General features: G+C 40.2%; 21 protein-coding genes and 1 riboswitch. Of the genes, 7 read left to right on the top strand and 14 right to left on the bottom strand.

Features of this window, described 5'->3' with window-relative positions:
- The first annotated feature begins 142 nt into the window (after nucleotides 1-142).
- The 3 genes from ND6B_RS03925 to msrA all read left to right on the top strand — a co-directional run bounded on the left by ND6B_RS03925 (nucleotide 143) and on the right by msrA (nucleotide 4,910).
- Entirely contained in the window at nucleotides 143-1,195 is a 1,053-nt protein-coding gene (locus ND6B_RS03925; protein WP_033104043.1) for an efflux RND transporter periplasmic adaptor subunit, read from the top strand.
- Nucleotides 1,196-1,198: 3 nt separating this feature from the next.
- On the top strand, nucleotides 1,199-4,297 hold the full coding sequence (locus ND6B_RS03930; protein ID WP_033104042.1) for an efflux RND transporter permease subunit: 3,099 nt from the start codon (nucleotides 1,199-1,201) through the stop codon (nucleotides 4,295-4,297).
- A gap of 76 nt (nucleotides 4,298-4,373) precedes the next feature.
- On the top strand, nucleotides 4,374-4,910 hold the full coding sequence (msrA, locus tag ND6B_RS03935) for a peptide-methionine (S)-S-oxide reductase MsrA (protein ID WP_033104041.1): 537 nt from the start codon (nucleotides 4,374-4,376) through the stop codon (nucleotides 4,908-4,910).
- A gap of 66 nt (nucleotides 4,911-4,976) precedes the next feature.
- Here the strand turns inward: msrA and ND6B_RS03940 are convergent, their stop codons facing one another.
- Together ND6B_RS03940 and ND6B_RS03945 are read right to left on the bottom strand one after the other, a co-directional pair.
- On the bottom strand, nucleotides 4,977-6,827 hold the full coding sequence (locus ND6B_RS03940; RefSeq protein ID WP_033104040.1) for a TonB-dependent receptor domain-containing protein: 1,851 nt from the start codon (nucleotides 6,825-6,827) through the stop codon (nucleotides 4,977-4,979).
- Between the two features lie 37 nt (nucleotides 6,828-6,864).
- Nucleotides 6,865-7,030, bottom strand: a riboswitch (cobalamin riboswitch).
- Between the two features lie 212 nt (nucleotides 7,031-7,242).
- Nucleotides 7,243-7,725 (bottom strand): YajQ family cyclic di-GMP-binding protein, encoded by a 483-nt coding sequence (locus ND6B_RS03945; protein ID WP_013464315.1) that lies wholly within the window; start codon nucleotides 7,723-7,725, stop codon nucleotides 7,243-7,245.
- Nucleotides 7,726-7,876: 151 nt separating this feature from the next.
- Between ND6B_RS03945 and ND6B_RS03950 the strand changes: the two genes are divergently transcribed.
- Nucleotides 7,877-8,227: a VanZ family protein gene (locus ND6B_RS03950; RefSeq protein ID WP_033104039.1), complete on the top strand. Its 351-nt coding sequence runs from the start codon at nucleotides 7,877-7,879 to the stop codon at nucleotides 8,225-8,227.
- Entirely contained in the window at nucleotides 8,220-9,122 is a 903-nt protein-coding gene (locus ND6B_RS03955; protein ID WP_033104038.1) for a ketopantoate reductase family protein, read from the top strand. The genes ND6B_RS03950 and ND6B_RS03955 overlap by 8 nt, the downstream gene beginning before the upstream one ends.
- Before the next feature lie 291 nt (nucleotides 9,123-9,413).
- Here ND6B_RS03955 and thiI read toward each other — a convergent pair whose 3' ends face one another.
- Together thiI and ND6B_RS03965 are read right to left on the bottom strand one after the other, a co-directional pair.
- Nucleotides 9,414-10,871, bottom strand: coding sequence for a tRNA uracil 4-sulfurtransferase ThiI (thiI, locus tag ND6B_RS03960; RefSeq protein ID WP_013464312.1), 1,458 nt, complete (start codon nucleotides 10,869-10,871; stop codon nucleotides 9,414-9,416).
- Between the two features lie 100 nt (nucleotides 10,872-10,971).
- Nucleotides 10,972-11,625 (bottom strand): TetR/AcrR family transcriptional regulator, encoded by a 654-nt coding sequence (locus ND6B_RS03965; RefSeq protein ID WP_033104037.1) that lies wholly within the window; start codon nucleotides 11,623-11,625, stop codon nucleotides 10,972-10,974.
- Between the two features lie 178 nt (nucleotides 11,626-11,803).
- Between ND6B_RS03965 and coaD the strand changes: the two genes are divergently transcribed.
- A complete protein-coding gene (gene coaD, locus ND6B_RS03970) occupies nucleotides 11,804-12,295 on the top strand; it encodes a pantetheine-phosphate adenylyltransferase (RefSeq protein WP_024601870.1) in 492 nt (163 codons plus the stop codon).
- 20 nt (nucleotides 12,296-12,315) lie between these two features.
- Here the strand turns inward: coaD and ND6B_RS03975 are convergent, their stop codons facing one another.
- The 9 genes from ND6B_RS03975 to argC form a co-directional block, all read right to left on the bottom strand.
- Nucleotides 12,316-12,828, bottom strand: coding sequence for a hypothetical protein (locus ND6B_RS03975; RefSeq protein WP_033104036.1), 513 nt, complete (start codon nucleotides 12,826-12,828; stop codon nucleotides 12,316-12,318).
- The gene (locus tag ND6B_RS03980; protein ID WP_235420568.1) at nucleotides 12,821-13,270 is read right to left on the bottom strand and encodes a hypothetical protein; all 450 of its coding nucleotides are present in this window, start codon (nucleotides 13,268-13,270) and stop codon (nucleotides 12,821-12,823) included. The genes ND6B_RS03975 and ND6B_RS03980 overlap by 8 nt, the downstream gene beginning before the upstream one ends.
- Before the next feature lie 62 nt (nucleotides 13,271-13,332).
- Nucleotides 13,333-13,866, bottom strand: a complete 534-nt coding sequence (locus ND6B_RS03985) for a hypothetical protein (protein WP_033104034.1) — start codon at nucleotides 13,864-13,866, stop codon at nucleotides 13,333-13,335.
- 17 nt (nucleotides 13,867-13,883) lie between these two features.
- Complete coding sequence (locus ND6B_RS03990; protein WP_008466017.1) at nucleotides 13,884-14,078, bottom strand: hypothetical protein; 195 nt, start codon at nucleotides 14,076-14,078, stop codon at nucleotides 13,884-13,886.
- Nucleotides 14,079-14,331: 253 nt separating this feature from the next.
- Nucleotides 14,332-16,197 (bottom strand): argininosuccinate lyase, encoded by a 1,866-nt coding sequence (argH, locus tag ND6B_RS03995; RefSeq protein WP_033104033.1) that lies wholly within the window; start codon nucleotides 16,195-16,197, stop codon nucleotides 14,332-14,334.
- Nucleotides 16,198-16,249: 52 nt separating this feature from the next.
- Complete coding sequence (locus ND6B_RS04000; protein ID WP_033104032.1) at nucleotides 16,250-17,452, bottom strand: argininosuccinate synthase; 1,203 nt, start codon at nucleotides 17,450-17,452, stop codon at nucleotides 16,250-16,252.
- Entirely contained in the window at nucleotides 17,449-18,381 is a 933-nt protein-coding gene (locus ND6B_RS04005; protein ID WP_016900252.1) for an ornithine carbamoyltransferase, read from the bottom strand. The genes ND6B_RS04000 and ND6B_RS04005 overlap by 4 nt, the downstream gene beginning before the upstream one ends.
- A gap of 7 nt (nucleotides 18,382-18,388) precedes the next feature.
- On the bottom strand, nucleotides 18,389-19,156 hold the full coding sequence (argB, locus tag ND6B_RS04010) for an acetylglutamate kinase (RefSeq protein WP_033104031.1): 768 nt from the start codon (nucleotides 19,154-19,156) through the stop codon (nucleotides 18,389-18,391).
- Nucleotides 19,153-20,166, bottom strand: a complete 1,014-nt coding sequence (argC, locus tag ND6B_RS04015; RefSeq protein ID WP_033104030.1) for an N-acetyl-gamma-glutamyl-phosphate reductase — start codon at nucleotides 20,164-20,166, stop codon at nucleotides 19,153-19,155. The genes argB and argC overlap by 4 nt, the downstream gene beginning before the upstream one ends.
- 221 nt (nucleotides 20,167-20,387) lie before the next feature.
- Between argC and argE the strand changes: the two genes are divergently transcribed.
- Entirely contained in the window at nucleotides 20,388-21,533 is a 1,146-nt protein-coding gene (gene argE / locus ND6B_RS04020; RefSeq protein ID WP_033104029.1) for an acetylornithine deacetylase, read from the top strand.
- A gap of 58 nt (nucleotides 21,534-21,591) precedes the next feature.
- Here argE and panP read toward each other — a convergent pair whose 3' ends face one another.
- The gene (gene panP, locus ND6B_RS04025) at nucleotides 21,592-23,217 is read right to left on the bottom strand and encodes a pyridoxal-dependent aspartate 1-decarboxylase PanP (RefSeq protein ID WP_033104028.1); all 1,626 of its coding nucleotides are present in this window, start codon (nucleotides 23,215-23,217) and stop codon (nucleotides 21,592-21,594) included.
- Nucleotides 23,218-23,262: the final 45 nt, after the last annotated feature.

Raw genomic sequence — 23,262 nt, 5'->3', positions numbered from 1 at the left:
TCCCATTATTACTGTTAAATATGCGCAATGACTAAGTATCAGTTATTTTTACGCTTAACGCACAAATTAATGAGATACATAACCGCCTTTTTTTGTCCTGATTTCGTACAATACTTATAATCTATTTTCAGGTATGAAAACAATGCACTCTAAACAATCAGGTAAAGCCTTATTTCCATTTATTATTTCGTTACTAATAATTTTTAGCGTTTATTTGTATTTTCCCGCATCACAGGGCGAGCAAGCCAATTACTCGGCAATGACAACGCAAGTCTCTGCCCACACGGTAAGCTCGCAAGAAAACGCAATTATGATTGAAGCCATTGGCAGTGCTCGTGCTAATCAGGCTATCTACATTAAAAGCGCCCAAAACGATTATGTCACTAGCATTTACTTTGAAGATGGCGACTTGGTCAGCAAAGGACAAAAATTAGTACAACTGCAAAACCAACAAGAACAATTTGCAGTAAAAGAACTTAGCATTAATTTACAAGAAGAAAAACGTCAATTAGCCAGACTGACCGAGCTTTCTCGCTCGCAAGCGACGGCCAAGTCATTGCTTGAAGAACAACTCGCTCGCGTTGATGCCAGCGAAGCACAACTTGAAAGTGCTAAAACCAAACTCAATGAAATGGCCATCACCGCGCCTTTTTCTGGGTTACTGGGGAAACGCGAAATATCGGTGGGTGCGTATATTAATAATAGTACTGTGATCACAACCCTCGATGACATTAGTATTATAAAAGTTGATTTTAAAGTGCCTGAAAAGTATTTAGCTCAATTGAAAAACGGCATGATTGTTCGCACTCAAAACGATGCTTACCCTGATCAAACCTTCAGCGGTAAAGTAACCCATATAAGCTCACGTATCGACTCAATCACTCGCAGTGTAGAGGTAACAGCCAGTTTTGCTAATAAATCAGGTTTACTTCGCCCAGGTATGTTGCTTAAAACTGCACTAGAGCTAAGCAGTAACCAAGCGCTGATGGTGCCTGAAAAGGCCATTATTCCTCTGCAAGATAAGCATTACGTTTTTCAAATTGAAGATGGCATAGCAAACCGTAAAGAAGTACATGTTGCAAGTAGAAATAATGGCTGGGTTGCGATAGACAAAGGGTTAAGTAATGGCGAGCAAATTGTTACCGAGGGAATAATTAAAATTCGCTCAGGTAGTAAAGTAAGCGTTAAGGGGTAACACGTGAAAATTATCGATACTAGCGTCAAACGCCCCGTTTTTGCGATTGTTATTAACTTACTGTTACTCACATTTGGCTTAGTTGCTTTTAGCATGTTGCCTTTGCGAGAGTATCCAGATATTGAAACACCGATTGTAAATATTAGTACTGAATATACCGGTGCATCTGCCGAAATTATTGAAACAAAAATAACGCAAGTTATTGAAAATCGTATTTCGGGCATTGAAGGTATTAAAAGTATTAACTCATCGAGTCGTAATGGCCGCTCAAACATTACCATTGAGTTTAATATTAGCCGTGACATAGACGATGCCTCCAACGATGTGCGTGAACGTGTAGCGCGTGCACTTGATAGCCTACCCGAACAAGTGCGTCCTCCTGAAGTATCAAAATCAAATAGTGACGAAAGCCCTATCGCGTGGTTTGTACTTAACAGCGAAACCATGGATTCATTGCAACTTTCTGATTATGCACAGCGTTTTATTGTAGATCGATTAGCCGTTGTTGATGGCGTATCGAATGTGCGCATTGGGGGGGAGCGAAAGTATGCCATGAAAGTATGGCTTAACCGCCAAGCGATGGCCGCCCGTGGTATTACCTCCAGTGATATTGAGCAAACACTGCGTAGTGAAAATGTAGAACTTCCGGCCGGTGAAATTGAATCAGTTGATCGTGATTTTACCGTTCGCACTGCCCGCAGCTATAAAAACCAACGTGATTTTCAAAACCTAGTTATTAAACGAGGTGAAGATGGTTATTTAGTGCGTCTAGGCGAAGTGGCTGACGTAAAACTAGAAGCCGCCGATGATGAAAGTTTATTCCGAGGTAATGGCCGTAATATGATTGGTATGGGTATTGTTAAACAAGCCAAAGCCAATACCCTAACTGTGGTTGATAACGCCCGCAGTGAACTGGAAAAAATAAAACGTAATTTACCTGAAGGCACCACCATAGAAGACAGTTATGATTCTTCGGTATTTATTAAAGAGTCAATTAATGAGGTTTATAAAACTTTAGCAATTTCTATGGGGTTAGTCGTGCTTATTATCTTTATATTTTTAGGTAACATTCGCGCCACTCTTATTCCCGCGGTCACAGTACCGGTCGCCCTAGTCAGTAGTTTCATGTTTTTATTAGCAATGGGTTATTCAATTAACTTATTAACTCTACTAGCACTGGTGTTAGCAATAGGCTTAGTGGTTGATGATGCCATTGTAATGCTAGAGAATATTCACCGCCGTATTGAACTTGGTGAACCGCCTTTATTGGCAGCTTATCGCGGCGCACGTGAGGTGGGCTTTGCAATTATAGCCACCACCTTAGTGCTTATATCCGTGTTTGTACCATTAGTGTTTATGGAAGGACGAATTGGCGCACTATTTACAGAGTTTGCTATGGCAGTAAGTGCTGCCGTGTTTTTCTCTAGTATCACTGCGTTGACACTCTCTCCGGCGCTGTGTTCAAAAGTGTTAAAGGCCTCTGAAAAAGAAAGTAAGTTTAGCCAAGTTATGGACCGTTTTTTTACTAAATTAGAAAATGGATACCGTAACGCTTTAGCGTCAAACATGACCCGTAAATGGGGCTTAATGCTGAGCTTAGTTTTGGCTGGGTTTGTTAGTTATTCATTATTTTTACAAATACCCTCAGAGCTCACGCCAAAAGAAGATCGTGGCACCTTCTTTGTGCTTATGAATGGCCCTGAAGGGGCAAGTTATGAAAATAACGCAGCTAATATGGCAAAAATTGAAGAACGCTTAATGCCTTATTCTGAATCTGGCGAACTAAGTCGAGTGCTTGTTCGAGTCCCAGGTTGGGGTGGCAGTGGCGGCGTGGCTATTGTTGGCATGGCTGATTGGGATAAGCGCAAACGCTCAACATGGGAAGTCATGGATGAAATAAGCGGCAAAATGCAAGAGGTCACCGACGTTCGTGCATTTGCTATTATGCGCCGTGGTATTGGCGGAGGTGGTTCATCTCGCCCTATTGAATTTGTTTTGCAAGGTAATGATTATGCTCAACTTGCCGATTGGCGAGATAGAATTATTAAACGCGCTGAGAAAAACCCTGGATTAGTGCGTATTGATCATGATTATAAAGAAACCTTCCCTCAGTTTTTAGTCAGTATTGATAAAAATAAAGCCGCTGATTTAGGCGTATCAGTCTCTGATGTGGGTCGTACACTTGAAACCATGCTTGGCCAACGCCGTGTAACCACCTTTATTGACCGCGGTGAAGAATACGATGTAATTTTAAAGGGCACAAAACAAGACTTTGCCAACCCGACTGATATTTCAAATATTTACCTAAAATCACGTAGCGGAGAACTTGTTCCTCTTGATAGCCTTATTAGCTTAAAAGAAGAAGCCACCGCCTCGCGTTTAAACCGCTATAACCGAATGCGTGCAATTACTTTAAGTGCCAACCTCGCTGATGGTTACACGCTAGAACAAGCACTAAACTTTTTAAACAAGGTTGCCACAGAGGAAAACGACATTGATGGTGCCATTGACTATAAAGGTGAGTCGCAATTGTTTTATGAAGGTGCCTCAGCCATGACCTATGTGTTTGTGCTGGCATTAACCGTGACCTTTTTAGTACTGGCAGCTCAGTTTGAAAGTTTTATGCATCCATTTGTTATTATGTTAACTGTGCCACTTGGTTTAATGGGTGCCATGTTTGGGCTGTGGAGTATGGGGTTAACGCTTAATATATACAGCCAAATAGGCATTGTTATGCTCATTGGGTTAAGTGCTAAAAACGGTATACTGATCGTTGAATTTACCAACCAGTTACGTGATAAAGGCGTAGAATTTAGTGAGGCTATTTTACAAGCGGCTACACAGCGTTTGCGCCCTATTATTATGACTTCCCTAACAACGGTTATGAGTGCCGTACCTTTGGTGTTGGCTTCCGGTCCAGGCTCGGAAAGTAGAATGGTAATTGGTGTGGTGGTATTTACTGGCGTAACGGTGGCAACCATACTAACTCTGTTTGTGGTGCCAGCCGCTTATTACGCACTAGCGCGAAACACACAATCACCTGAGTTTTTACAACAAAAACTTGATAAGCAAGCCGCTGAAAAACCGCTTAAAGAGATCTAAGTCACTTAGAGCGTCGTAACTAGCTGTTACGGCGCTTTATTCAGTGCACATATTCCTAACAATTGAGGAAGTACTTATGAGTTCGACCACACAAGTAGCAACACTCGGCGGCGGCTGTTTTTGGTGTATTGATGCAGCATTTAGGCGTGTAAAAGGTGTACTCAGTGTTTGCTCTGGTTATACTGGTGGACATACTGATAACCCAACATACAAAACTATTTGCACTGGCAACAGTGGCCATGCAGAGGTAATTAAGGTTGAATTTGATGCCAGTGTTATCAGCTTTGAAACCTTACTCGCGATGTTTTTTACCCTACACGATGCCACACAACTAAATCGCCAAGGTAACGATATAGGCACTCAATACCGCAGCGTTGTGTATTATCATAATGAGCAACAACAAGTACAAACACAGGCAGTTATTGCAGAGCTGCAAAGTCATGTTAGCGAACCTATAGTGACTGAGGTGAGCCCAGCAACCACTTTTTACCCCGCAGAGCACTACCATCAGGACTATTACAATGAAAATCCTGAGCAGGGCTATTGCAGTATTTTAATTGCACCCAAATTACATAAGTTTGAAACCGAATTTAGCGAGTTTTTATCGAAATAAAGTGCTTTTAATAAATAGCCCAGCAATAAGCTGGGCTATTTGTTCCTTGGCAACTAGGATAAGTGACTAAAACTGATAATTTGCCCCTACAAAGAAAGTTCTTCCCGCGCTGTTATAACCTAATAGCTTACCACTGGCAGCAAAGCCCGTCGCAGCAGTAAAATATTCTTCATCAGTAATATTCTCTATTCGAGCAGCTAACGACAAATTATCTAGCAACTGGTAATTGGCTGCTATATTAAATACCGTATAAGCAGCGAGCTCCGAGTCATAATACGCAATCGAAGGACGCGATGAGCGATATTGCATATCCAAGCTGGCATCAAAATCACCCCATGTTTTAGCGAGTTGATAATTAAACGATTCAGAAGGTCTACGTGGTAAATCGGTATTCGTTTTTTCATCTGTAGCGTCTAAAAAGCTAAAATTAACCGAGTGTTCAAAGCCTAGCGCTGAAAACTCTGCCGACAGCTCAAATCCCTGCATAGATACTTTATCTATGTTAGTGGCAATATATTTACCTGAGTCTGCATCATAATTATTACTAATCAAATTATTGATACGGTTATCGAAAATAGCAATATCATAACGGCCCCATTGGGTTTCTAAAGTTATACCAAGCTCATTATTTAAGGCTTCTTCAGGTTTAATATTATTGTTTGGTAAATAGTACGGGCTGTTAGTCACAAACGCATTAATTAACGAAGGAGCTCTAAATGCAGTACCGTGATTTAAACGTAGTGTTACATAGTTATTTGCTTTGTAACCAAGTCCTGTACTGTAAGTGTTTGCACGGCCATGGAAGTCATAATCATCGGTTCTAACAACCGCATTTGCTAACCATTTGTTATGGCTATAAAACGCGCCTATAAACAACGCCTTATTATCGCGTTTTTCTTCTGATGACGTTGCTGACGAGTTTGATAAATCCTCAGATAAATAATTAAAGCCACCCGATAGTTCAAGTTCTTCAGTAAGGGTATAAAGCCCTCGATATTCAAACTCAACACGCTCTGTGCTATACACTTGCTGCACATCGGTACCTGTTTGGGTATTTTCTTCTTGCGAAACGCTCACCGAAGTACTTTGGCTATATACATCAGAGGCTTTGTTCCAGCCTAGCTTAGCGGTGTAATTTTCAAAGTCGTAGGCGTCGTTACCCCATGCATTATCATATTGTGCTTCGCCTTCACTATACTGAGATTGCAGGCTCAATTGGCCTAGTTCAGCAAGCTCATAAGCTAAATTAAAGCCAATGTTTTTATTTTTGTAGCCATCATCATCATGATCTTTTGTGTACTCAGCCGCTGGATCTTTGCCAGTAACATCAAAACCATCCGTCTCTTCGTAGCCTAAATTATAATTAAAGCTAAACGCCTCTTTTACAAGCCCACCAGCAAGCTGATAATTACTGTAGCTATGGCTGCCTAAAGTAGCCGAAAGCGAGTTATTTGAGGCTTTACGGGTGATAATATTAATTACTCCGGCTACCGCATCAGAGCCATAAATAGCAGCTCTTGCCCCTTTAAAAAGCTCAACACGCTCGATACTGTTAACTGGAATATTCGTCAGCGATACACTACCTGAACTTGCATCGCTCACTCTTACGCCATCAACCAATACTAAGGTATATTTAGCGCTGGCACCGCGAATAAATATATCTGCCTTTTGACCTAACCCACCATTACGAACAATATCTATCCCAGCTATGGTATTTAATATTGCTGGTAAATCTCGGTAATTCGCTTTTTCAATATCAGCGCGCTCGATAACTGCAACACTTGCTAATACATCATTTATAGGTTGTTCAAATTTATTCGCAGTAACGGTTATTTTTTCAATGGTTTGTTCTGCAGCAGATACAGAAATAGAGAGTGCAGCCGAAATGGCCACACCCAATGCAGTTTTATTTAACATCATGTCCCCTATCTTTGCCCACCGCAAAGATGTTAGTAAGTAAGATTAAATCAAGGCCGGTCTCCGGACTCAGTTACCATAATTTAATACAGCATAACTTTACCGTTGCGGGGGCAGTGTTGGGATTGACTTCATCAATGAAAACGCACCAACTTCCCGATTATCCTACCAAAAAAATCACACCATTGAAGTGTTTAGCAAGCACCTTGAAAATAGGCTGCTATTGTTATCTGTTTGCTGAAAAAAGTCAACGGACGTCTAAACACCTACAAGCCCAAAAGGTTCGAGGTTCGGGGTTTGAGGTTCGGTAATTATCATAGATTTAAAAATAAAAAAGCCAAACAATATTATGTGTTTGGCTAAATACATGTTGCTTTGAACTAAGCGCCTGTAGTGCCTAGCTCGAAACAATAAATTAATCGCGGAAGTTTTTAAACTGAAATGGCTGACCTAAATCGGCAGTGCGTACAACTTGCATAGCAGCTTGTAAGTCATCACGCTTTTTACCCGTTACGCGTACTTCTTCGCCTTGAATAGCCGCTTGCACTTTTACTTTAGAGTCTTTGATGGCTTTTACTACTTTTTTAGCCATGTCTTTTTCGATACCCTGTTTAAGTGCAACGTTACGAAAAACATTTTTGCCCGCACGAGAAATATCTTGTAGCTCTAAGCTTGCAACATCCATCCCACGCTTAGAGATTTTACTCGCTAAAATATCAAATAACTGCATTACCTGAGCATCGGCTTCAGCTTTTAATTTAATTGTTTTATCATTTAGTTCTATTGAGGCATCAACGCCTCTAAAATCAAATCGCGTTTCTAGTTCACGGTTGGCGTTATCAACCGCATTTTTTGCTTCGTTCATTTCTACTTCAGATACAATATCAAATGAAGGCATAGCGTTCTCCTAACTATCTAATCTTAATTTTATGCCGCAATTATAACGTTAAAATGATAAATCTTTACATTTTTCTGCATTTTGTTCAGGTGCGATACTAAATTAGTTTGATATACTGAGACCTCTTTTTTATACGATTTTAGGAATTTTCGTGACAAGGCGTGTTTACCAAGCAATTTTTTTAATTAGTATTGTTGCGTTTACCTTCTTATTTGCTAAAGAGGTAAAGGGCGCGGCAAACTTATTTCCGCATGTTGATAAAGTGGCGCATTTTGGTATCTTCTTTTTACTTGCCATTATTATGGATAAAGCGTTTAAACTCCCATTATATGCACAAATACTATTACTCGCTGGTTACGGTGCAGCAATAGAAATTATGCAAGATAGCCTTCCTTACAGACAAGCATCACTGGCCGATTTTGTTGCCGATTTTATTGGTGCAGCGAGCTACTTTTTAGCTAAAGCCCTGTTAACACTGCGTAAAAAGAACCATTATGGCTAACATACTTGTTGTAGGTGATGGCGCTATTGGCTTGTTATTTAGCCATTTTTTGGCCAAGCATCACGCTATATATATACTTACTCGAAAAGGCACAGTTAATACTCGCTTTTACAGCCACAGTAACGCTGCGTCTGAAAAAATTAACGCCACTTTTATCTCACAAGAGCAGTTATCTCAAACTCCTGAATTTGATATTGTTTTATTCACGGTAAAAGCGTTTGCAGTGCAACAAGCCTATGCTCAAGTAAAACCTTATCTAGGCAATAATACCCATATTATACTGAGTCACAATGGCATGGGTAATGTTGAACAATTAAATGAACAGCTAACAAAGCAGCAGTCGTTGTACTTTTTAACCACCAGCATGGCTGGATTTAAGTCAAACCCCAATATTGTGCAACATACCGGAAACGGGCAAAGTGTATTAGGGGGCTGTAATCAACTAGCTATGCAAAATATTCAACAGCTTAGTGCGCAATTACACACTATTCCGCAGTTAATTATCAGTAACAATATTGAACAACTACGGTTTGAAAAGCTACTGGTTAATATTGCAATAAATCCATTAACCGCTCTGTACAATATAAAAAATGGTCAGTTACGTGCACCGCAATACAGTAGTGCAATTATTAATTTATTAGCTGAGGCATGCCACATTGCAACCGCGCTAAAACTCAATATTAAGCTTATAGATGCCCTAGAGCGGGCTTACAAAGTAATGAGTTTAACTGCCGAAAATTACTCTTCGATGCATCAAGACGTTTTGCATAATAGGCAAACAGAGATCATGGCGATTTGTGGCTATATAAGTGAGCAAGGAAAACTGCACCATATTGCAACACCTTATAATGACGCCTTACTTGCTAAAATTTTGGCAAAAAAAAGCGCGGAATAAATCCGCGCATTTAGGGTCTGTTGACCTTTCAAGGTTAAATTTGCAGCAGTCTGTTTGGTATTTAGGTAAGGCAGAGCCTATGTGGTGTGGTTATTCCCCATAAATAGGCGATAACGCAGCATCAATGCCAAACAGGCGCTGCCCGAAGGGTTCTGCCTAGGGGCGATTTACTCTTTGTTGCTCGATTTTTACTTAGCCCACTAGGTTACAAACCTCGCGCCGCGATTAAACCGCCCCTAGTTTGAACAAATTATAATCCGCAAAGGTCAACAGACCCAATATCTTATGCCATCAAGGACGATATACTTTTACGGTGTTAAAGCCTTCTTCGTGAAGAATAAGCGCTTGTAATTGGCTCATTACTCCTTTTTGGCAATATAAGTAATAATCTTTACCTTTAGGTAAATCGCCAAACTTTGTTGCTAAGCGGAAAAACGGTAAGTGGATAACTTCAATACCTTCAATTTCCAGCGGTGCCGCATCTTCTTCTTCAGGCGAGCGAATATCAACAACAACCGCTCCTTCAGGTAACTCTGTAACTGATTCTGCCTCTTTAAGCTCTTGCTTAGCCTCAACATCAATATCGCGCACATCCATAACACGGGCGTTATCAATGACGGTATCTAACACATCAAAGTCAAACTTTTCTTCTTCTGCTTTAATCACTTCAATTTTGGCTTTAACTGTCGGCTTTTTAGAGATCACACCGCAGTATTCAGGCATCGTCTCTGCCATTTCTGCAGTGCCTATTTGGCGCGCTATATTGATGATTTCTTGCTTATCATGTTGGATAAGTGGGCGTAAAATGAGCGTTTCGGTTACGCGGTCAATCACACTTAAGTTAGCTAAGGTTTGACTAGACACCTGACCTATACTTTCACCCGTGACCAATGCTTGAATATTTAGTTTTTCAGCAACGGCACTACCCGCTCGCATCATCATACGTTTAAGGACAACGCCCATTTGGCTGTTCTCAACGTTTTCTAAGATTTCAGCAACCACTGGCTCAAAATCAACAGTAATAAACTTAACTTTGTGAGTAGAGCTGTATTGTTTCCATAGATAGTAACTCGCTTGTTTAACCCCAATTTCATGAGCAGCGCCACCTAAATTAAAGAATAAAAAGTGCGTGCGAGCACCTTTACGGATCATTTGATAACTGGCAACGCCAGAATCAAACCCACCAGACATAAGCGATAATACATCGTCTTGTGTTGGCAGTGGAAAGCCCGCCATTCCTAAATGCGTTTGCGTTACTATGTAGGCTTTTTCGTCTTTAATTTCTAAACGAATCGTTACTTCTGGGCGACTTAGCTTTACTCGAGCCCCTTCAACATGTTGATTAAGCCCGCCACCAACGTAACGCTCTAGCTCAGTTGAAGTAAAATCATGTTGACCTATGCGCTTAGCACGGACACAAAAGGTTTTACCAATAATAGTGTGACCAACTAGCTCAATAGTTTTTTGATAAATGTCATCAATCGTTTTAAAGTCTGTTTCAGTCACTTCAATAAATTGCACGATGCCAGGTATACGTTGTAAGCTGTCGATAAAATCAAGGCGAGTTTGAGCATCGTCCAGTTTTGTTACAACTGAAATGTTATCCCAGTTATTACGTACCTGTACTTTTTCGTCAACACGACGCAATACAATTTTAATGTTATTTTCTAACACTTTAGTAAAGCGTTTACGGACTGAACGGCTTTTAATGGCTATTTCAGGGTGAAGTTTGACGATAAATTTAAGCATAGTTTAACTCTTAGACTGCGTGAATTCGCGCACCCAGGTATTGGGCGCGGCGGATTATAGCAAAAAATTTAGCGCCTAGGAACTAACCAACTTAACGGGCTTAAGGACTCTGGGGAGCAGCATTTGCTAAAAGTGCGTACTTGTCTCTTAACTGATTAATTTTATTTGCGCTTTTTTCGGTGCTGTAGGCTTTAAATAAAGTCAGTACTTTTACAATACCAGGGTAAATATCTTGCTCAACCAGCACACCACTAAGCCTTCTTGCTTTCATATAGGGTGTCCAAAAGCTGACCGTTAATTTTAACGTATGAGCAAGTTCGATAGCATCTTGTTCATCAATGGCAATAATTTCACTGTCGCGTAAAGCCAAAATGATGTTACGCACCTGCTCAAGTAACTCTTGCTGAAAATCAATGTAACCCTGTTTTAAATGACTATCGCGAGCGAGAATATCGCCAAGGTTGTCGTAAAAAAAATGATAGCGCCACATCAATTCAAATAGCGAATCTAAATAAGGACCTAAGTGTTCAAAAGCATCGTCGCCCTGATCGACCGGCTTAAAATGAGTACTTAAATGGTCACGATAAAGTGCAAATATATGGCGAATAATGTCTTCTTTATTTTTAAAGTGGTAGTACAGATTACCCGGACTCATACCTAAACTCGATGCGATATGATTAGTAGATATTGCTCTTTCACCATGTTCATTAAACAATGAAATACTGGTTTGAATTATTTTATCCTTGGTATTCATATACTCATTACTCAATTTTCGAAAATACGATGCTGCATTAAAATAATCCGCCTAGTATAAACAAATCATTGCATTTGTAACACTGCGCAGCTGCAGTTATATACAATTTACTCACAGGGCTGCTTTGCACACTAAACACTGCTACACTACGGCTAAAAATAATAACACAGTAAATATTATGAAAGTGACCGCAATCTACCCAGGCACATTTGACCCTCTTACCAACGGCCACACTGATTTAATTCAGCGTGCGGCTAAAATGTTCGATACCGTTATTGTGGCTATTGCTCATAACCCAAGTAAAAAACCGTGTTTTACTTTAGAAGAACGCGTTGATTTAGCAAATGAGATTTTAAGCCATTTAGATAATGTAAAAGTCATTGGCTTTTCAGGGCTACTCGCCGATTTAGCCCGTGACCATAATGCTAATGTACTGATCAGAGGCATAAGAGCGGTTTCTGATTTTGATTACGAGTTTCAGCTCGCGAATATGAACCGCCGTTTAAACCCTGATTTAGAAAGCGTATTTTTAACGCCTGCCGAGCGTAATACCTTTATATCATCAACGCTAGTAAAAGAAGTAGCACGCCATAACGGGGATGTGAGTGAGTTTGTTGACACCATAGTTATGAAAGCCCTGCAATCAAGGCTCGGGAAAACCAAGCATTAAACACAACACCTAGCGTATCGTTACATTACGCTAGGTAGCTTCGCTCTTGATGGAAACAGAACGCTCTTAAGCCTCACTAAGCCCAAAAAATCTTTATTGATAAAGAAAATAGCTATCATTATAAAGTCCATTAAGTTAATACTCATCGAATATAATGACCAGAACCACCATGGTGTAGTGTTATTAAAAACTGACACATCTAAGTGCATACCAAAAAATAACAGTGAGTTTATGCTTAACCCTAATAATAGATAAGTAGATATAACATTTTTAGTTAAGAAGTTACTTACAACCAAAATAGCCAAAATAGTCATTAGATCAAATAGTAATAGTTGCATGTAAGAAATATTTTGAATATCAATAAACAAGCTTGAAGAGTATGAAACTGACATTATTAGCGACAGCCATAAAGCCTCTTTTTTGGGTTTATTTATACTCGTTACTAATGAGTATAAAAAAGCCATTAAAAAACCCCATTGAACAAATGCGCCTATATAAAGAGATACATATGGACTGAGCAAAAAATCATCCATTTGAGACACCATTTTTAACCATAGGTTTTAATGCTTTTGCACCTTGATTGATATTTACATAATCTAAGTTTATTACCAAAGAGGCTATCATTAATATATCAATTAAGTTTATAGAAATAGAGTAAAAACTCCAAAACCACCACTCTTGAGTATTCCCTAGAATGTATAAATCATAATAAATAAAACCAACTAAAAGACTATTTATAGTTAAACCTATAATGATGAGATATGCAGGTAAAGCGGAAAGAATTATAGCTCTTTTAATCGCAAAAACAATAAAAGCAATGGTAAAAAAATCGTAAACTATCCAATTAAGATATACATGTTCTACTATGTATAGATAATCACTTAATACATATGAGCACAGCATTATTGCAGCTAAATATAGAGAAGATTTATGTGGGGTATTGATACTTTTTACAAAACAATAAAGGAAAGCCATCAAAAAGCCCCATTGAATGAATGCGCTTACATATTCACCAAGGGTATAGCCTATATACATGTTTATGAAAAGTTGTTTTCGGAATTAGTATCAGGTTGCCCGAATAGTTTATTCTTAAGAATGTGTATACCTAAAAAGTCTCTATCAACTATTAGCGCTACAATCATAATAAAATCTATGCAGGTAACACCAAAAGTATAAACATCCCAGAAAAACCAAGGTGTATTATTATTTTTCATAAAAACATCTACATACATAAAAAATAACAAGTTCATGTTTATCGTAAGACCAAATATCAGATATAAAAATGATGGTGTAGTTTTTTTTATTAATTTATAAGTAATGGCAAGCGCTATAAGGGTAACTAAATCATATAAAGCCCAATCCAGATAAGTAATTTCATATATCGACAGCCATGTTAAAAAGTAGTCTGAAGATGAGTAAGATATGAATAAAATAAAAGAACTTGCTAGCAGTGTTGTATTTCTTTTTACACCAATACTAAATACAAACACATTAAAGAAGAACGCCATCAGGAATCCCCACATTACTAGGGCTGACAGCGAAAAAAAACCAAAAAATTCAGTTAAAAACATCCATAACCTTTAATTATTTATTTAGGTCTTGTAGGCAAAATAATACCACCACGTTGTAAATCAGTGCTCGCCGCAGCCATCGCCTCTTGAGAGATACTTACTGTATCAGATTGTAGGGTTTTAGGGCTAGCAGTTTGTTCCATTGCAGGCTTTAATTGTTGCGTTTTATTGTATGCTTGCATTTGTACTTGGCTATTAGCTGAAATTTGCATGTGATTAATCCTTTTGAGTATTAAATTTTTATTATTGGCGTAAATTTAAATCACACCACCTGGAGCAGTTACTAAATAACTGCGGTAACGTATTGCCTAGGTTGGTTAATTGACTCAACAACACGCTACAGAATAATAAAAGCAAACGATATGCCAACTTTAAATTAATAGTATGTTAATTTAAAAATTATTTTATTTTACCCCCAAAAAAAACGCATCGGGGTCACCGTGCGTTTTTTATCCTAGGGATTGCTCAAGCCACGTTTTTACAAGGGATCTCCATGCTATTACTTGGCTTTAACATATATTCCATTGCGACTTCATCACAGTTTTCTTTACGTAAACATAACTCACAATCTTTCATGACTTTTTCAGGTAGGCTATCTTTATTACAGAAACTAAACCGCTGATTTTCGAAAAAGTCAGGTACACGAGTCAGAACGATGACACGATTGAGTGCCAATTTTTTGGCTTTTACTAATAAATGTTCTACTAGCTCTCGCCCTTGGCCTGTTACTGCGCTTTTAGGGTCAATACCTAATGAGCGTATTTCAGCTAATCCAGTGTCGTAAATGTATAATGAAGCACAACCTGATACCTGACCGTTTATCTCGGTTACAGCAAACTCATTAATTGAGTGCACCATGTCACTTTTAGCGCGCGGTAAGTTTTCGCCGACTGTTGCCCAGTGTTGCACGAGTTTAGCGATTGCTTCCACGTCATCTAGGTTTGCATCACGAACTGTTATTTGCTGTTTTTTTTTCGCGTCTTTCACCGCTTTACTTACTTGTTCTAATGAGGTTCCGCCAAGTGCTTGACGTGCTTTAATACAGGCATCAATTTCAAGTACCGGATACACATCATCTTCAAACACTGGGTTTACTGATTTATACTGCTCAAGTGAAAGCTCCTCTAACGTTTTACCTTCACTAATGGCTAATTGCACCAATACCCCAACAATATGATGCCCTTCTCTGAACGGCACACCTTTGGCTACCAAATAATCAGCAAGTTCTGTTGCATTCGCGTGGCCACCTTTTGCCGCTGCTAAAGTTTTGTCTGCTTTAACTGTTACACCCTTAATACACGCTTGCGCCATATGAATACAAGCAAGCCACGTTGGCATAGCGTCAAAAATGCCTTCTTTGTCTTCTTGCATGTCTTTATTGTAGGCAAGCGGCAGTGCTTTTAGAGTCATCATCATTGCACTAAACGCACCAAACACCCGTCCTGTTTTGCCACGAATAAGCTCTAGTGCATCAGGGTTCTTTTTCTGCGGCATCAAAGATGAGCCCGATGTAACATTATCAGCCAGTTCGATAAACCCAGCTTCTCCTGAGTTATAAAAAATCAAGTCTTCAGACATGCGCGATAAGTGGATCATAGAAATAGACGCACAGCTTAATAGCTCAACCACAAAGTCACGATCAGATACACCATCAAGGCTGTTTTTAGTCGCGCCTGTAAACCCTAACCCTTGTGCAAGTGCATGACGGTCAACCGGATAGGCAGTTCCCGCAAGAGCGCCACTGCCGAGTGGACAATAGTTCATTCGTGCTTGGGCATCTTGCAACCGGCTTTCATCACGCTCTAACATTTCTACATAAGCCATACACCAGTGACTAAATAACACCGGCTGTGCACGCTGTAAGTGCGTATACCCTGGCAATATTGTGCCAAGCTCACGTTCAGCCAAGCTAATAAATTCAGCTTTTAGTTGTGCAATCGCTTTTAAGATATGATCGGCAGTATCGCGACACCATAATCTAAAGTCGGTAGCAACTTGGTCGTTACGGCTTCGGCCTGTGTGTAATTTTTTAGCTAAATCACCCACTTTTTCAATTAGCGCGGCTTCAACATGCGAGTGAATATCCTCAGCACCTGAGGTGGCAACAGCGTGTGGATCTGCTTTTACCTCTTCAAGTAATTCATATAATGCCGATACCAGCTTTTGGTGTTCGTCATTAGATAACACGTTCACTTGTTCAAGTGCGCCAGCCCATGCAACAGAGCCAATAATATCTTGCTCTGCTAATTGATAATCAAAGGGAAGTGAATCGTTAAATTGTTTAAACGCTTCATCTGGACCCGTAGAAAAACGCCCGCCCCATAATGCCATGAAATCTCTCCAAACCCGATAATAGCCCCTTAATTCCAAGGGGCATAAAAAATTACTTTTTAGCTAATGCTGAAATTCTGCTTGATAGTGAGAATAAACGAATAAAACCTTCTGCGTGCGATTGGTCATAAACATCGTCTTCACCAAAGGTAGCAAAATCTTCGCTATATAAACTGTTAGGTGATTTTTTCTGAACCGCTGTTACTTGCCCTTTATAAAGTTTAAGTACCACTTCACCTGTCGCTAACGTAGAAAGCGCTTCTGCACCGGCTAAAATAGAATCTTTAAGCGGCGTAAACCAACGACCGTCGTAGACTAAATGCGAAAATTCACCACCGAGTACCTCTTTCCATTTACGGCTTGACTTATCAAGAACGAGCTCATCAATTGCTTGAAGCGCAGCCATGATCACTGTACCGCCTGGTGTTTCGTAACAACCGCGTGATTTCATGCCCACTAAACGGTTTTCTACAATATCAACACGACCAATACCATGCGGAGCTGCAATGTCGTTTAGTTTAACTAAACAGTCGTAAGGTTTTAATTGTTCGCCGTTTACAGCAACCACTTCACCTTCTACAACTGATAAAGTGACATGCTCAGCTTTATCGGGCGCTTGCTCTGGTGAATTAGTCCATGTCCATACTTGCTCACTTGGCTCACACCAAGGGTCTTCAAGCTCGCCGCCTTCGTGGGAGATATGCCATGCGTTAGCATCACGACTGTAAATTTTAGTTGCTGATGCAGAACACGGAATATCACGCTCGGCTAGGTAATCAAGTAATGATTCACGACTTGATAAATCCCACTCACGCCATGGCGCAATCACTTTTAAATCAGGAGCCAGTGCTGCAAAACATGACTCAAAACGTACTTGGTCGTTACCTTTACCCGTACAGCCATGAGAAAGTGCATCTGCACCCACTTTACGGGCAATTTCAACTTGGGCTTTGGCGATGATTGGACGTGCCATAGAAGTACCTAGCAAGTAGGTTCCTTCGTATATAGAGCCTGTTTTAAGTGTTGGGTAAATGTAATCACTTAGCATTTCATCTTTCAAATCAACCACGTAACATTCAGATGCCCCCGATGCAATGGCTTTCGCTTCTACGCCTTCAAGTTCTTCTGCGCCTTGGCCAACATCGGCCACAAATGCAATAACTTCACAGCCATAGTTTTCTTTTAACCATGGCACGATAGCCGATGTATCAAGACCACCTGAATAGGCTAAAACGACTTTTTTAATTGAACTCATAGGTGTTCCTTAACAAAATTTGGATTTAATAATGTAACAAGCAGAGCATTTTGCGCATGCATACGATTTTCTGCTTGTTGAATAATTTTTGATGCGGGGCCATCCATTACCTCAGAGGTAATTTCAAACTCACGGTGTGCCGGTTGGCAATGTAATACCGTGGTTGCCCCGGTTTTTTTAAGTAATGCCTGATTTAATTGATAAGGCATATATTTTTCTTTCACTTGCTCAAGGGGGGTGGTGTCTCCCATAGAAACCCAGGTATCAGCGTAAACTGCGTTAGCACCTACCGCAGCCTCAACTCTATCACTTACCATCACAGAAGCCCCATTCATTGCGGCAATTTGCTCCGCTTTTTTAAGAATTTGCGAATCGGGCGAACTGCCTTTTGGCGTTACAGCAACAAAATCAGTACCTAAAGTTGCTGCAAGTAGCATCAGTGAATGCGTTACGTTATTGCCTTCACCTAAATAAGCTAGCTTTAGCTGACTAACATCACCGTGCACTTCTTGAAGCGTTAAAAAATCAGCTAAGGCTTGGCATGGGTGATATAAATCACACAAACTATTAACCACTGGAACAGACGAATACTCACCTAAGGTCGTTAACGTACTGTGCTGATTAACCCGGGCAACGATACCATCGGCCCAAGTAGAAATATTCAAGGCGAAATCTTTTATTGATTCACGTGCCCCCATCGCGCCGTTTTGTTGATCAAGATAAACCGCATGACCTCCTAAGCGGTTTATACCAATATCAAACGATAAGCGCGTACGTAAACTTTGCTTTTCGAACAAAGTAACCACTGACTTACCAGCTAACACTTGGCTATACTTTGCAGGGCTTTCTTTAATATCTTGCGCTAATTTTAATAAATTAAGTGCGCCTTGTTGGTCTAATTCTAGACCCGTTATAAAATCTTTAAACATATTCAACCTATGGTGTCACTTTAGTTCCGACGTGCTCGCCTTGCAGCAAAGCCGTTAAATTTTCTGGCTTTTGCCAGCTGGAAATGTACACACCGCGTCGTAAATGTTGGGCAGCGTGAAGACTGGTCTTAACTTTGACCTCCATCCCGCCCACAATTACTCCCTCTGCAATTAAAGTATCAATGTGTTTTGTGTCAAGTTGATGTAGTGGATGCTTATTCGCATCAAGCACCGCTTCCACATCCGTCATAAAAATAAGTTCGGCGTTTAAATTACTTGCAATCGCTGCTGCTGCTTCGTCAGCATTGACGTTGTACCAAAGCCCTTGTTCATCAAAACCGATGGAGCTGACTATAGGTAAACGCCCGCTACTGAGTAATTCATTAATAATAGAATCATCATTACTATGGCATTGACCTACTTGCCCTAGCGCTTTTAATTTTTGTGATGCTGTTATTCCAGCTTCATATAAACTCAAGCCAACGGGTTTGTGCCCAGCAGTCATTGCTTGCGCCATTAATTGTTTGTTTGCTGTTCCCGCTAATGCTCCTACAATATAAGGCATCTGTTCTTTAGGGCTGATACGCAAACCTTGGTGTTTAGCACTGGCAAAACCGGCTTCTGCTAACCAATGATCAACTAATGAGCCACCGCCATGAACAATGACAAATTGTGCATCATGTTGCTCATTAAGAACCTCAAAAAGCGCTTTAGCGGCATTTTCAGTATTGAGTACTGCGCCACCGAGTTTAATCACCCACGTTTTACTGCTCATTTAAACGCTCCTACTAAACCTGTAGTGTGAGGCAAACCCATTGACAAATTAATACATTGCAGAGCCTGACCAGCCGCCCCTTTTAGTAAATTGTCAATCGCTGCCATCACTATTAATTGTGAGTCTTGCTGCTGCCATGCAATATCAACATAGGGTTGTTTTGCTACCCCTTTAATGGAGGGAATTTTGCCACCAAGCAATCGAATTAACGGCTCATCCGCTAATACTTGATACGCTTTAGTTACTTGCTCACTGGTCACACCCGGTTTTAGCTGTACATAAATGGTTTCTAAAATACCGCGCGGGAAATTACCTAAATGAGGAGTAAATAACACGTTATGGCCAAGATACTGCTGTATCTCAGGTCCATGACGATGGTTAAACAAACCATAAGCAGCTAGCGATACTTCGCAAAAATGCGTGCCAATACTTGCTTTACGACCTGCTCCCGTTACTCCCGATACAGCATTAATAATAATCCGCTCATCACTAAGTAACCCAGCTTGCTGAAGAGGCTTTAATGCGTTTAATGCGGCAGTTGGGTAGCAGCCAGCTACAGCAACTAACTGCGCCTTTGCAATGGCCTCACTATTCCACTCTGCAAGGCCATATGCAGCTTCATTGAGGAGTTCTGGATGCTGGTGTTTAAAACCATAATAAGTGACGTAATCTTCATTACTTTCAAGACGGTAACCACCAGACAAGTCAAATACCTTTTTGCCCATCGCTAAAAACTGAGGAGCTAAATCAACACTTACTTTATGGTCAGTGCATAAACACACATAGTCTGCTGAATGCGCTATATCACTCAATGCACTCTCATTAAGTGGTTGCAAAGGTAAGTCAAGTAACCCTAAGTGCTCAGGGTATAATTCACTGAGCAACTTATGTTTATCTAAACTTTGCGCTGACACGTAACAACCAGTTAACGAAAGCGTTGGATGTTTTGCTACTAAGCTAGCCAGTTCTGCGCCGCTATAACCGCTGGCACCTATAATTACTACGTTCATTACTTACTCTTTATCTAAAATTAGTGACTACATTCCATGTTATTTGTTTACACTAGGGTATAACCCAGCCAAACAGATTAAATTTATGAGTGATAACTATCGTCGTATTATTTTCATGGCGTAACTTTAATATATTTATGCTTAAAAAGTGAATTGATATTCATAATAAATACTTTTATATTGTTATGCAATTAAAATGAATACTTATTTTGGAATTTTTTATGTCTCTGCCGTCATTTATTTCGATGTACCAGCAATTGATTGCTGCCCCCTCTATTAGTGCTATTGAAGAGCATTTGTGTATGAGCAATAAAAGCGTGATTGAACTACTCGCTCAGTGGTGTGAAAGCTTAGGTTTTACCTGTGAAATAATAGAGTTAGAAGGTGGTAAAGGCCGCTACAACTTATTAGCAAAACGCGGACAAGGCGATGGCGGGTTAATGCTTGCGGGGCACACCGATACGGTGCCGTTTGATGACAGCCGCTGGAATCAAAACCCATTTAAATTGACTGAACTTGATAACAAATTATATGGTTTAGGCAGTATTGATATGAAAGGCTTTTTTGCTTTTGTACTGCAAGCTATTAGTGAGCTTGATGAAAAGCAACAAACTCAACCTATTTTAATATTAGCCACCGCAGACGAAGAAACCACTATGGCTGGCGCACAGCAAATTTGTAAGCACCCAAATTTAAAGCCAAATCGCTGTATTATTGGTGAACCCACTGATATGACACCAGTATTTACCCATAAAGGCCATATGACTACAGCAATCAGAGTCGTTGGTCGCTCAGGACATAGCTCTGATCCCGAACGGGGTCTTAATGCCATCGAAGTAATGCATAAAGTGATTACAAAATTACTGTTCTTAAAAGAACAACTTAAGAATAAATATTCAATAAACCACTTTGAAATTCCTTATCCAACACTCAACTTAGGCAATATTCATGGGGGTGACAATGCCAACCGAATTTGTGGCTGCTGTGAAATGCACATTGATATGCGCCCTCTCCCCGGTTTAAGCGTGCAAGAGCTTCAAGCAATGGTACTTGATGCAACCTACGATATAAACCAGCAATACCCTAACTCTGTGAGCGTAATTGATTTGCATGAGCCAATTCCAGCATTTACGGGAAGCACAGATAGCGCGTTAGTCAAATTAGCCGAAAATATAGCAGGGCAAAAAGCAGTGGCTGTTAACTACTGTACCGAAGCGCCATTTATACAGCAACTGGGTTGTGAAACCATCGTAATGGGACCAGGCTCTATTAACCAAGCGCATCAGCCCGATGAGTTTTTAGCAATGGAAAAAATCAAACCTTCTCAACAAATTATCAGCAACCTTATAAAGGCGAGTTGCTTTTAATCAGTAAAAAAAAAGACGCTTAATCGCGTCTTTTTTGTCATTGCATTTATAATTGTAGTTACATATATTTTCGTAAATACTTTTTAAACACCGGATCAGTTTGTGCCAGTTCTTTCTGCTCTTCTAATATCTCTTTTAATATTGCACCTGATGTAAGCGGGTTCGCAAGCACCACTCTAAATACTACGGTTGGTTGATTATCATATTGAACTGGCGTTAAACGTGTACGCGATACAAACGAGCGACCTGATTCACGTTGACGTTTTTGCATGCTTGCAGTAAAACGATTAAGCGCGGCAAAGATATCTAAACGGGTTTGTGCGTCGGCCTGTGCTATCGCATTTTTAATTTGCTTAGGGACATAACGATAAGTTAGCAAACATAGCTCAGGTTCTGATATTAATTCAAAGTCTTCATCTGCTTTTATCAAATCAGCAAAGTAACGTGCTTTTTTAATACTGCGATCGATAAGCATTTCATAGCCTTTACGACCAATAACACGTAAGCAAGCATGCACTAACATCGCCATACCAGGGCGGCTCCCCTCAAGGGTATGGCTGCCTAAATCTTTAGAGCCTTTACGTAAAATATATTCAGCATGGTGTTCGATGGCATCAGTTGCAGCAGGGTCTTTAAACAGCACCAAACCTGCTCCCATCGGTACATACATTTGTTTATGCGCATCAATGGTGATTGAATCTGCATGCTCAATACCTTTTAAAAGGTGCCTATGGGTATTAGAGAGTAAAGTAGCTCCGCCCCACGCCGCATCAACATGAAAGTGGCAATTAATCTCTTGTGCTAAATTAGCCATGTCTTCAAGTGGATCGATATTACCAGTTTCAGTCGTTCCGGCTACACCAATAATTGCCATCACTTTAATGCCTTGCGCTTCAAGCTCTAGCGCTTTTTCTCGCATAGCAGCTACATCAACTTTATTATCAGCCGATGTTTTAATACCAATTAAATTCTCACGGCCAATACCTAATAAATCTACCGATTTGCCTAACGAGTAGTGACCTCGTTCAGAGATTAAAACTGCCAGCCCTTTGTAACCATAATGAAGCATTCCCGCCACTAAACCCTGCGCAGCAATGCCTTTAAAGTTGCCATCTGCTTTTAATAAGCGGTTGCGGGCAATCCAAAGCGCAGTAATGTTAGCCACGGTGCCACCAGAGCAAAATGCACCTAAAGAGGTTTTTGCACTGTGCATCCATTTAGAATAAAAACCATCACTTTGGCTATAAGCTAAATGATGCATCATTCCTAAAACTTGACGCTCTAATGGGGTAAACGCTTTTGAGGTTTCTATTTTTACAAGGTTTTGATTTAGCCCAACCATTAATTTCGATAACGGCAGTAAAAAATGTGGCAGAGCAGATGTCATGTGACCAATAAAGCTTGGCGCTGCGGTATGTACAGAATGAGCAACCAGCTGTTCCATAATATCTTGGGCATAGCAAGACACAAACGTTGGCTCTTCAGGGATAGCCGCCGATTGAAAATCTTTTTCTATTTCATGTAATGGTTTTTCAATTGCCGCGATATTTTCGTTTAAGAAACCTGCTAAATTACTCGAAATTTCAAGCTCTATTTTGCTCAAAGTTGAGTCAGGGGCCTCTGGAACGGTAAATATCCGTTTGAGGCTTTCTTTAGAGGCGACGGCACAACGCTTTTGATCCATCTTCATACCTAGTGTGTGACTAAAACACCTGTTAGTTTGTAAAAC

Source organism: Pseudoalteromonas sp. ND6B, assembly GCF_000764215.1.
In the GTDB taxonomy this organism is placed as follows: Bacteria; Pseudomonadota; Gammaproteobacteria; order Enterobacterales; family Alteromonadaceae; genus Pseudoalteromonas; species Pseudoalteromonas tetraodonis.
The sequence above is the reverse complement of the archived record's forward strand: the minus strand, read 5'-3'. Positions and strand labels throughout refer to the sequence as shown.

Excerpts from the sequence above, each read along its gene's own strand:
- ND6B_RS03925 (WP_033104043.1), top strand. The coding sequence starts at position 143 with ATGCACTCTAAACAATCAGGTAAAGCCTTATTTCCATTTATTATTTCG.
- ND6B_RS03945 (WP_013464315.1), bottom strand. The coding sequence starts at position 7,725 with ATGCCTTCATTTGATATTGTATCTGAAGTAGAAATGAACGAAGCAAAA.
- panP (WP_033104028.1), bottom strand. The coding sequence starts at position 23,217 with ATGGATCAAAAGCGTTGTGCCGTCGCCTCTAAAGAAAGCCTCAAACGG.
- argH (WP_033104033.1), bottom strand. The coding sequence starts at position 16,197 with ATGGCATTATGGGGCGGGCGTTTTTCTACGGGTCCAGATGAAGCGTTT.
- ND6B_RS03965 (WP_033104037.1), bottom strand. The coding sequence starts at position 11,625 with ATGAATACCAAGGATAAAATAATTCAAACCAGTATTTCATTGTTTAAT.
- msrA (WP_033104041.1), top strand. The coding sequence starts at position 4,374 with ATGAGTTCGACCACACAAGTAGCAACACTCGGCGGCGGCTGTTTTTGG.
- ND6B_RS03975 (WP_033104036.1), bottom strand. The coding sequence starts at position 12,828 with ATGGATGATTTTTTGCTCAGTCCATATGTATCTCTTTATATAGGCGCA.
- ND6B_RS03990 (WP_008466017.1), bottom strand. The coding sequence starts at position 14,078 with ATGCAAATTTCAGCTAATAGCCAAGTACAAATGCAAGCATACAATAAA.
- coaD (WP_024601870.1), top strand. The coding sequence starts at position 11,804 with ATGAAAGTGACCGCAATCTACCCAGGCACATTTGACCCTCTTACCAAC.
- argB (WP_033104031.1), bottom strand. The coding sequence starts at position 19,156 with ATGAGCAGTAAAACGTGGGTGATTAAACTCGGTGGCGCAGTACTCAAT.
- ND6B_RS03980 (WP_235420568.1), bottom strand. The coding sequence starts at position 13,270 with ATGGCTTTCCTTTATTGTTTTGTAAAAAGTATCAATACCCCACATAAA.
- ND6B_RS03985 (WP_033104034.1), bottom strand. The coding sequence starts at position 13,866 with ATGTTTTTAACTGAATTTTTTGGTTTTTTTTCGCTGTCAGCCCTAGTA.
- ND6B_RS04000 (WP_033104032.1), bottom strand. The coding sequence starts at position 17,452 with ATGAGTTCAATTAAAAAAGTCGTTTTAGCCTATTCAGGTGGTCTTGAT.
- ND6B_RS03955 (WP_033104038.1), top strand. The coding sequence starts at position 8,220 with ATGGCTAACATACTTGTTGTAGGTGATGGCGCTATTGGCTTGTTATTT.
- thiI (WP_013464312.1), bottom strand. The coding sequence starts at position 10,871 with ATGCTTAAATTTATCGTCAAACTTCACCCTGAAATAGCCATTAAAAGC.
- ND6B_RS04005 (WP_016900252.1), bottom strand. The coding sequence starts at position 18,381 with ATGTTTAAAGATTTTATAACGGGTCTAGAATTAGACCAACAAGGCGCA.
- argE (WP_033104029.1), top strand. The coding sequence starts at position 20,388 with ATGTCTCTGCCGTCATTTATTTCGATGTACCAGCAATTGATTGCTGCC.
- argC (WP_033104030.1), bottom strand. The coding sequence starts at position 20,166 with ATGAACGTAGTAATTATAGGTGCCAGCGGTTATAGCGGCGCAGAACTG.
- ND6B_RS03940 (WP_033104040.1), bottom strand. The coding sequence starts at position 6,827 with ATGTTAAATAAAACTGCATTGGGTGTGGCCATTTCGGCTGCACTCTCT.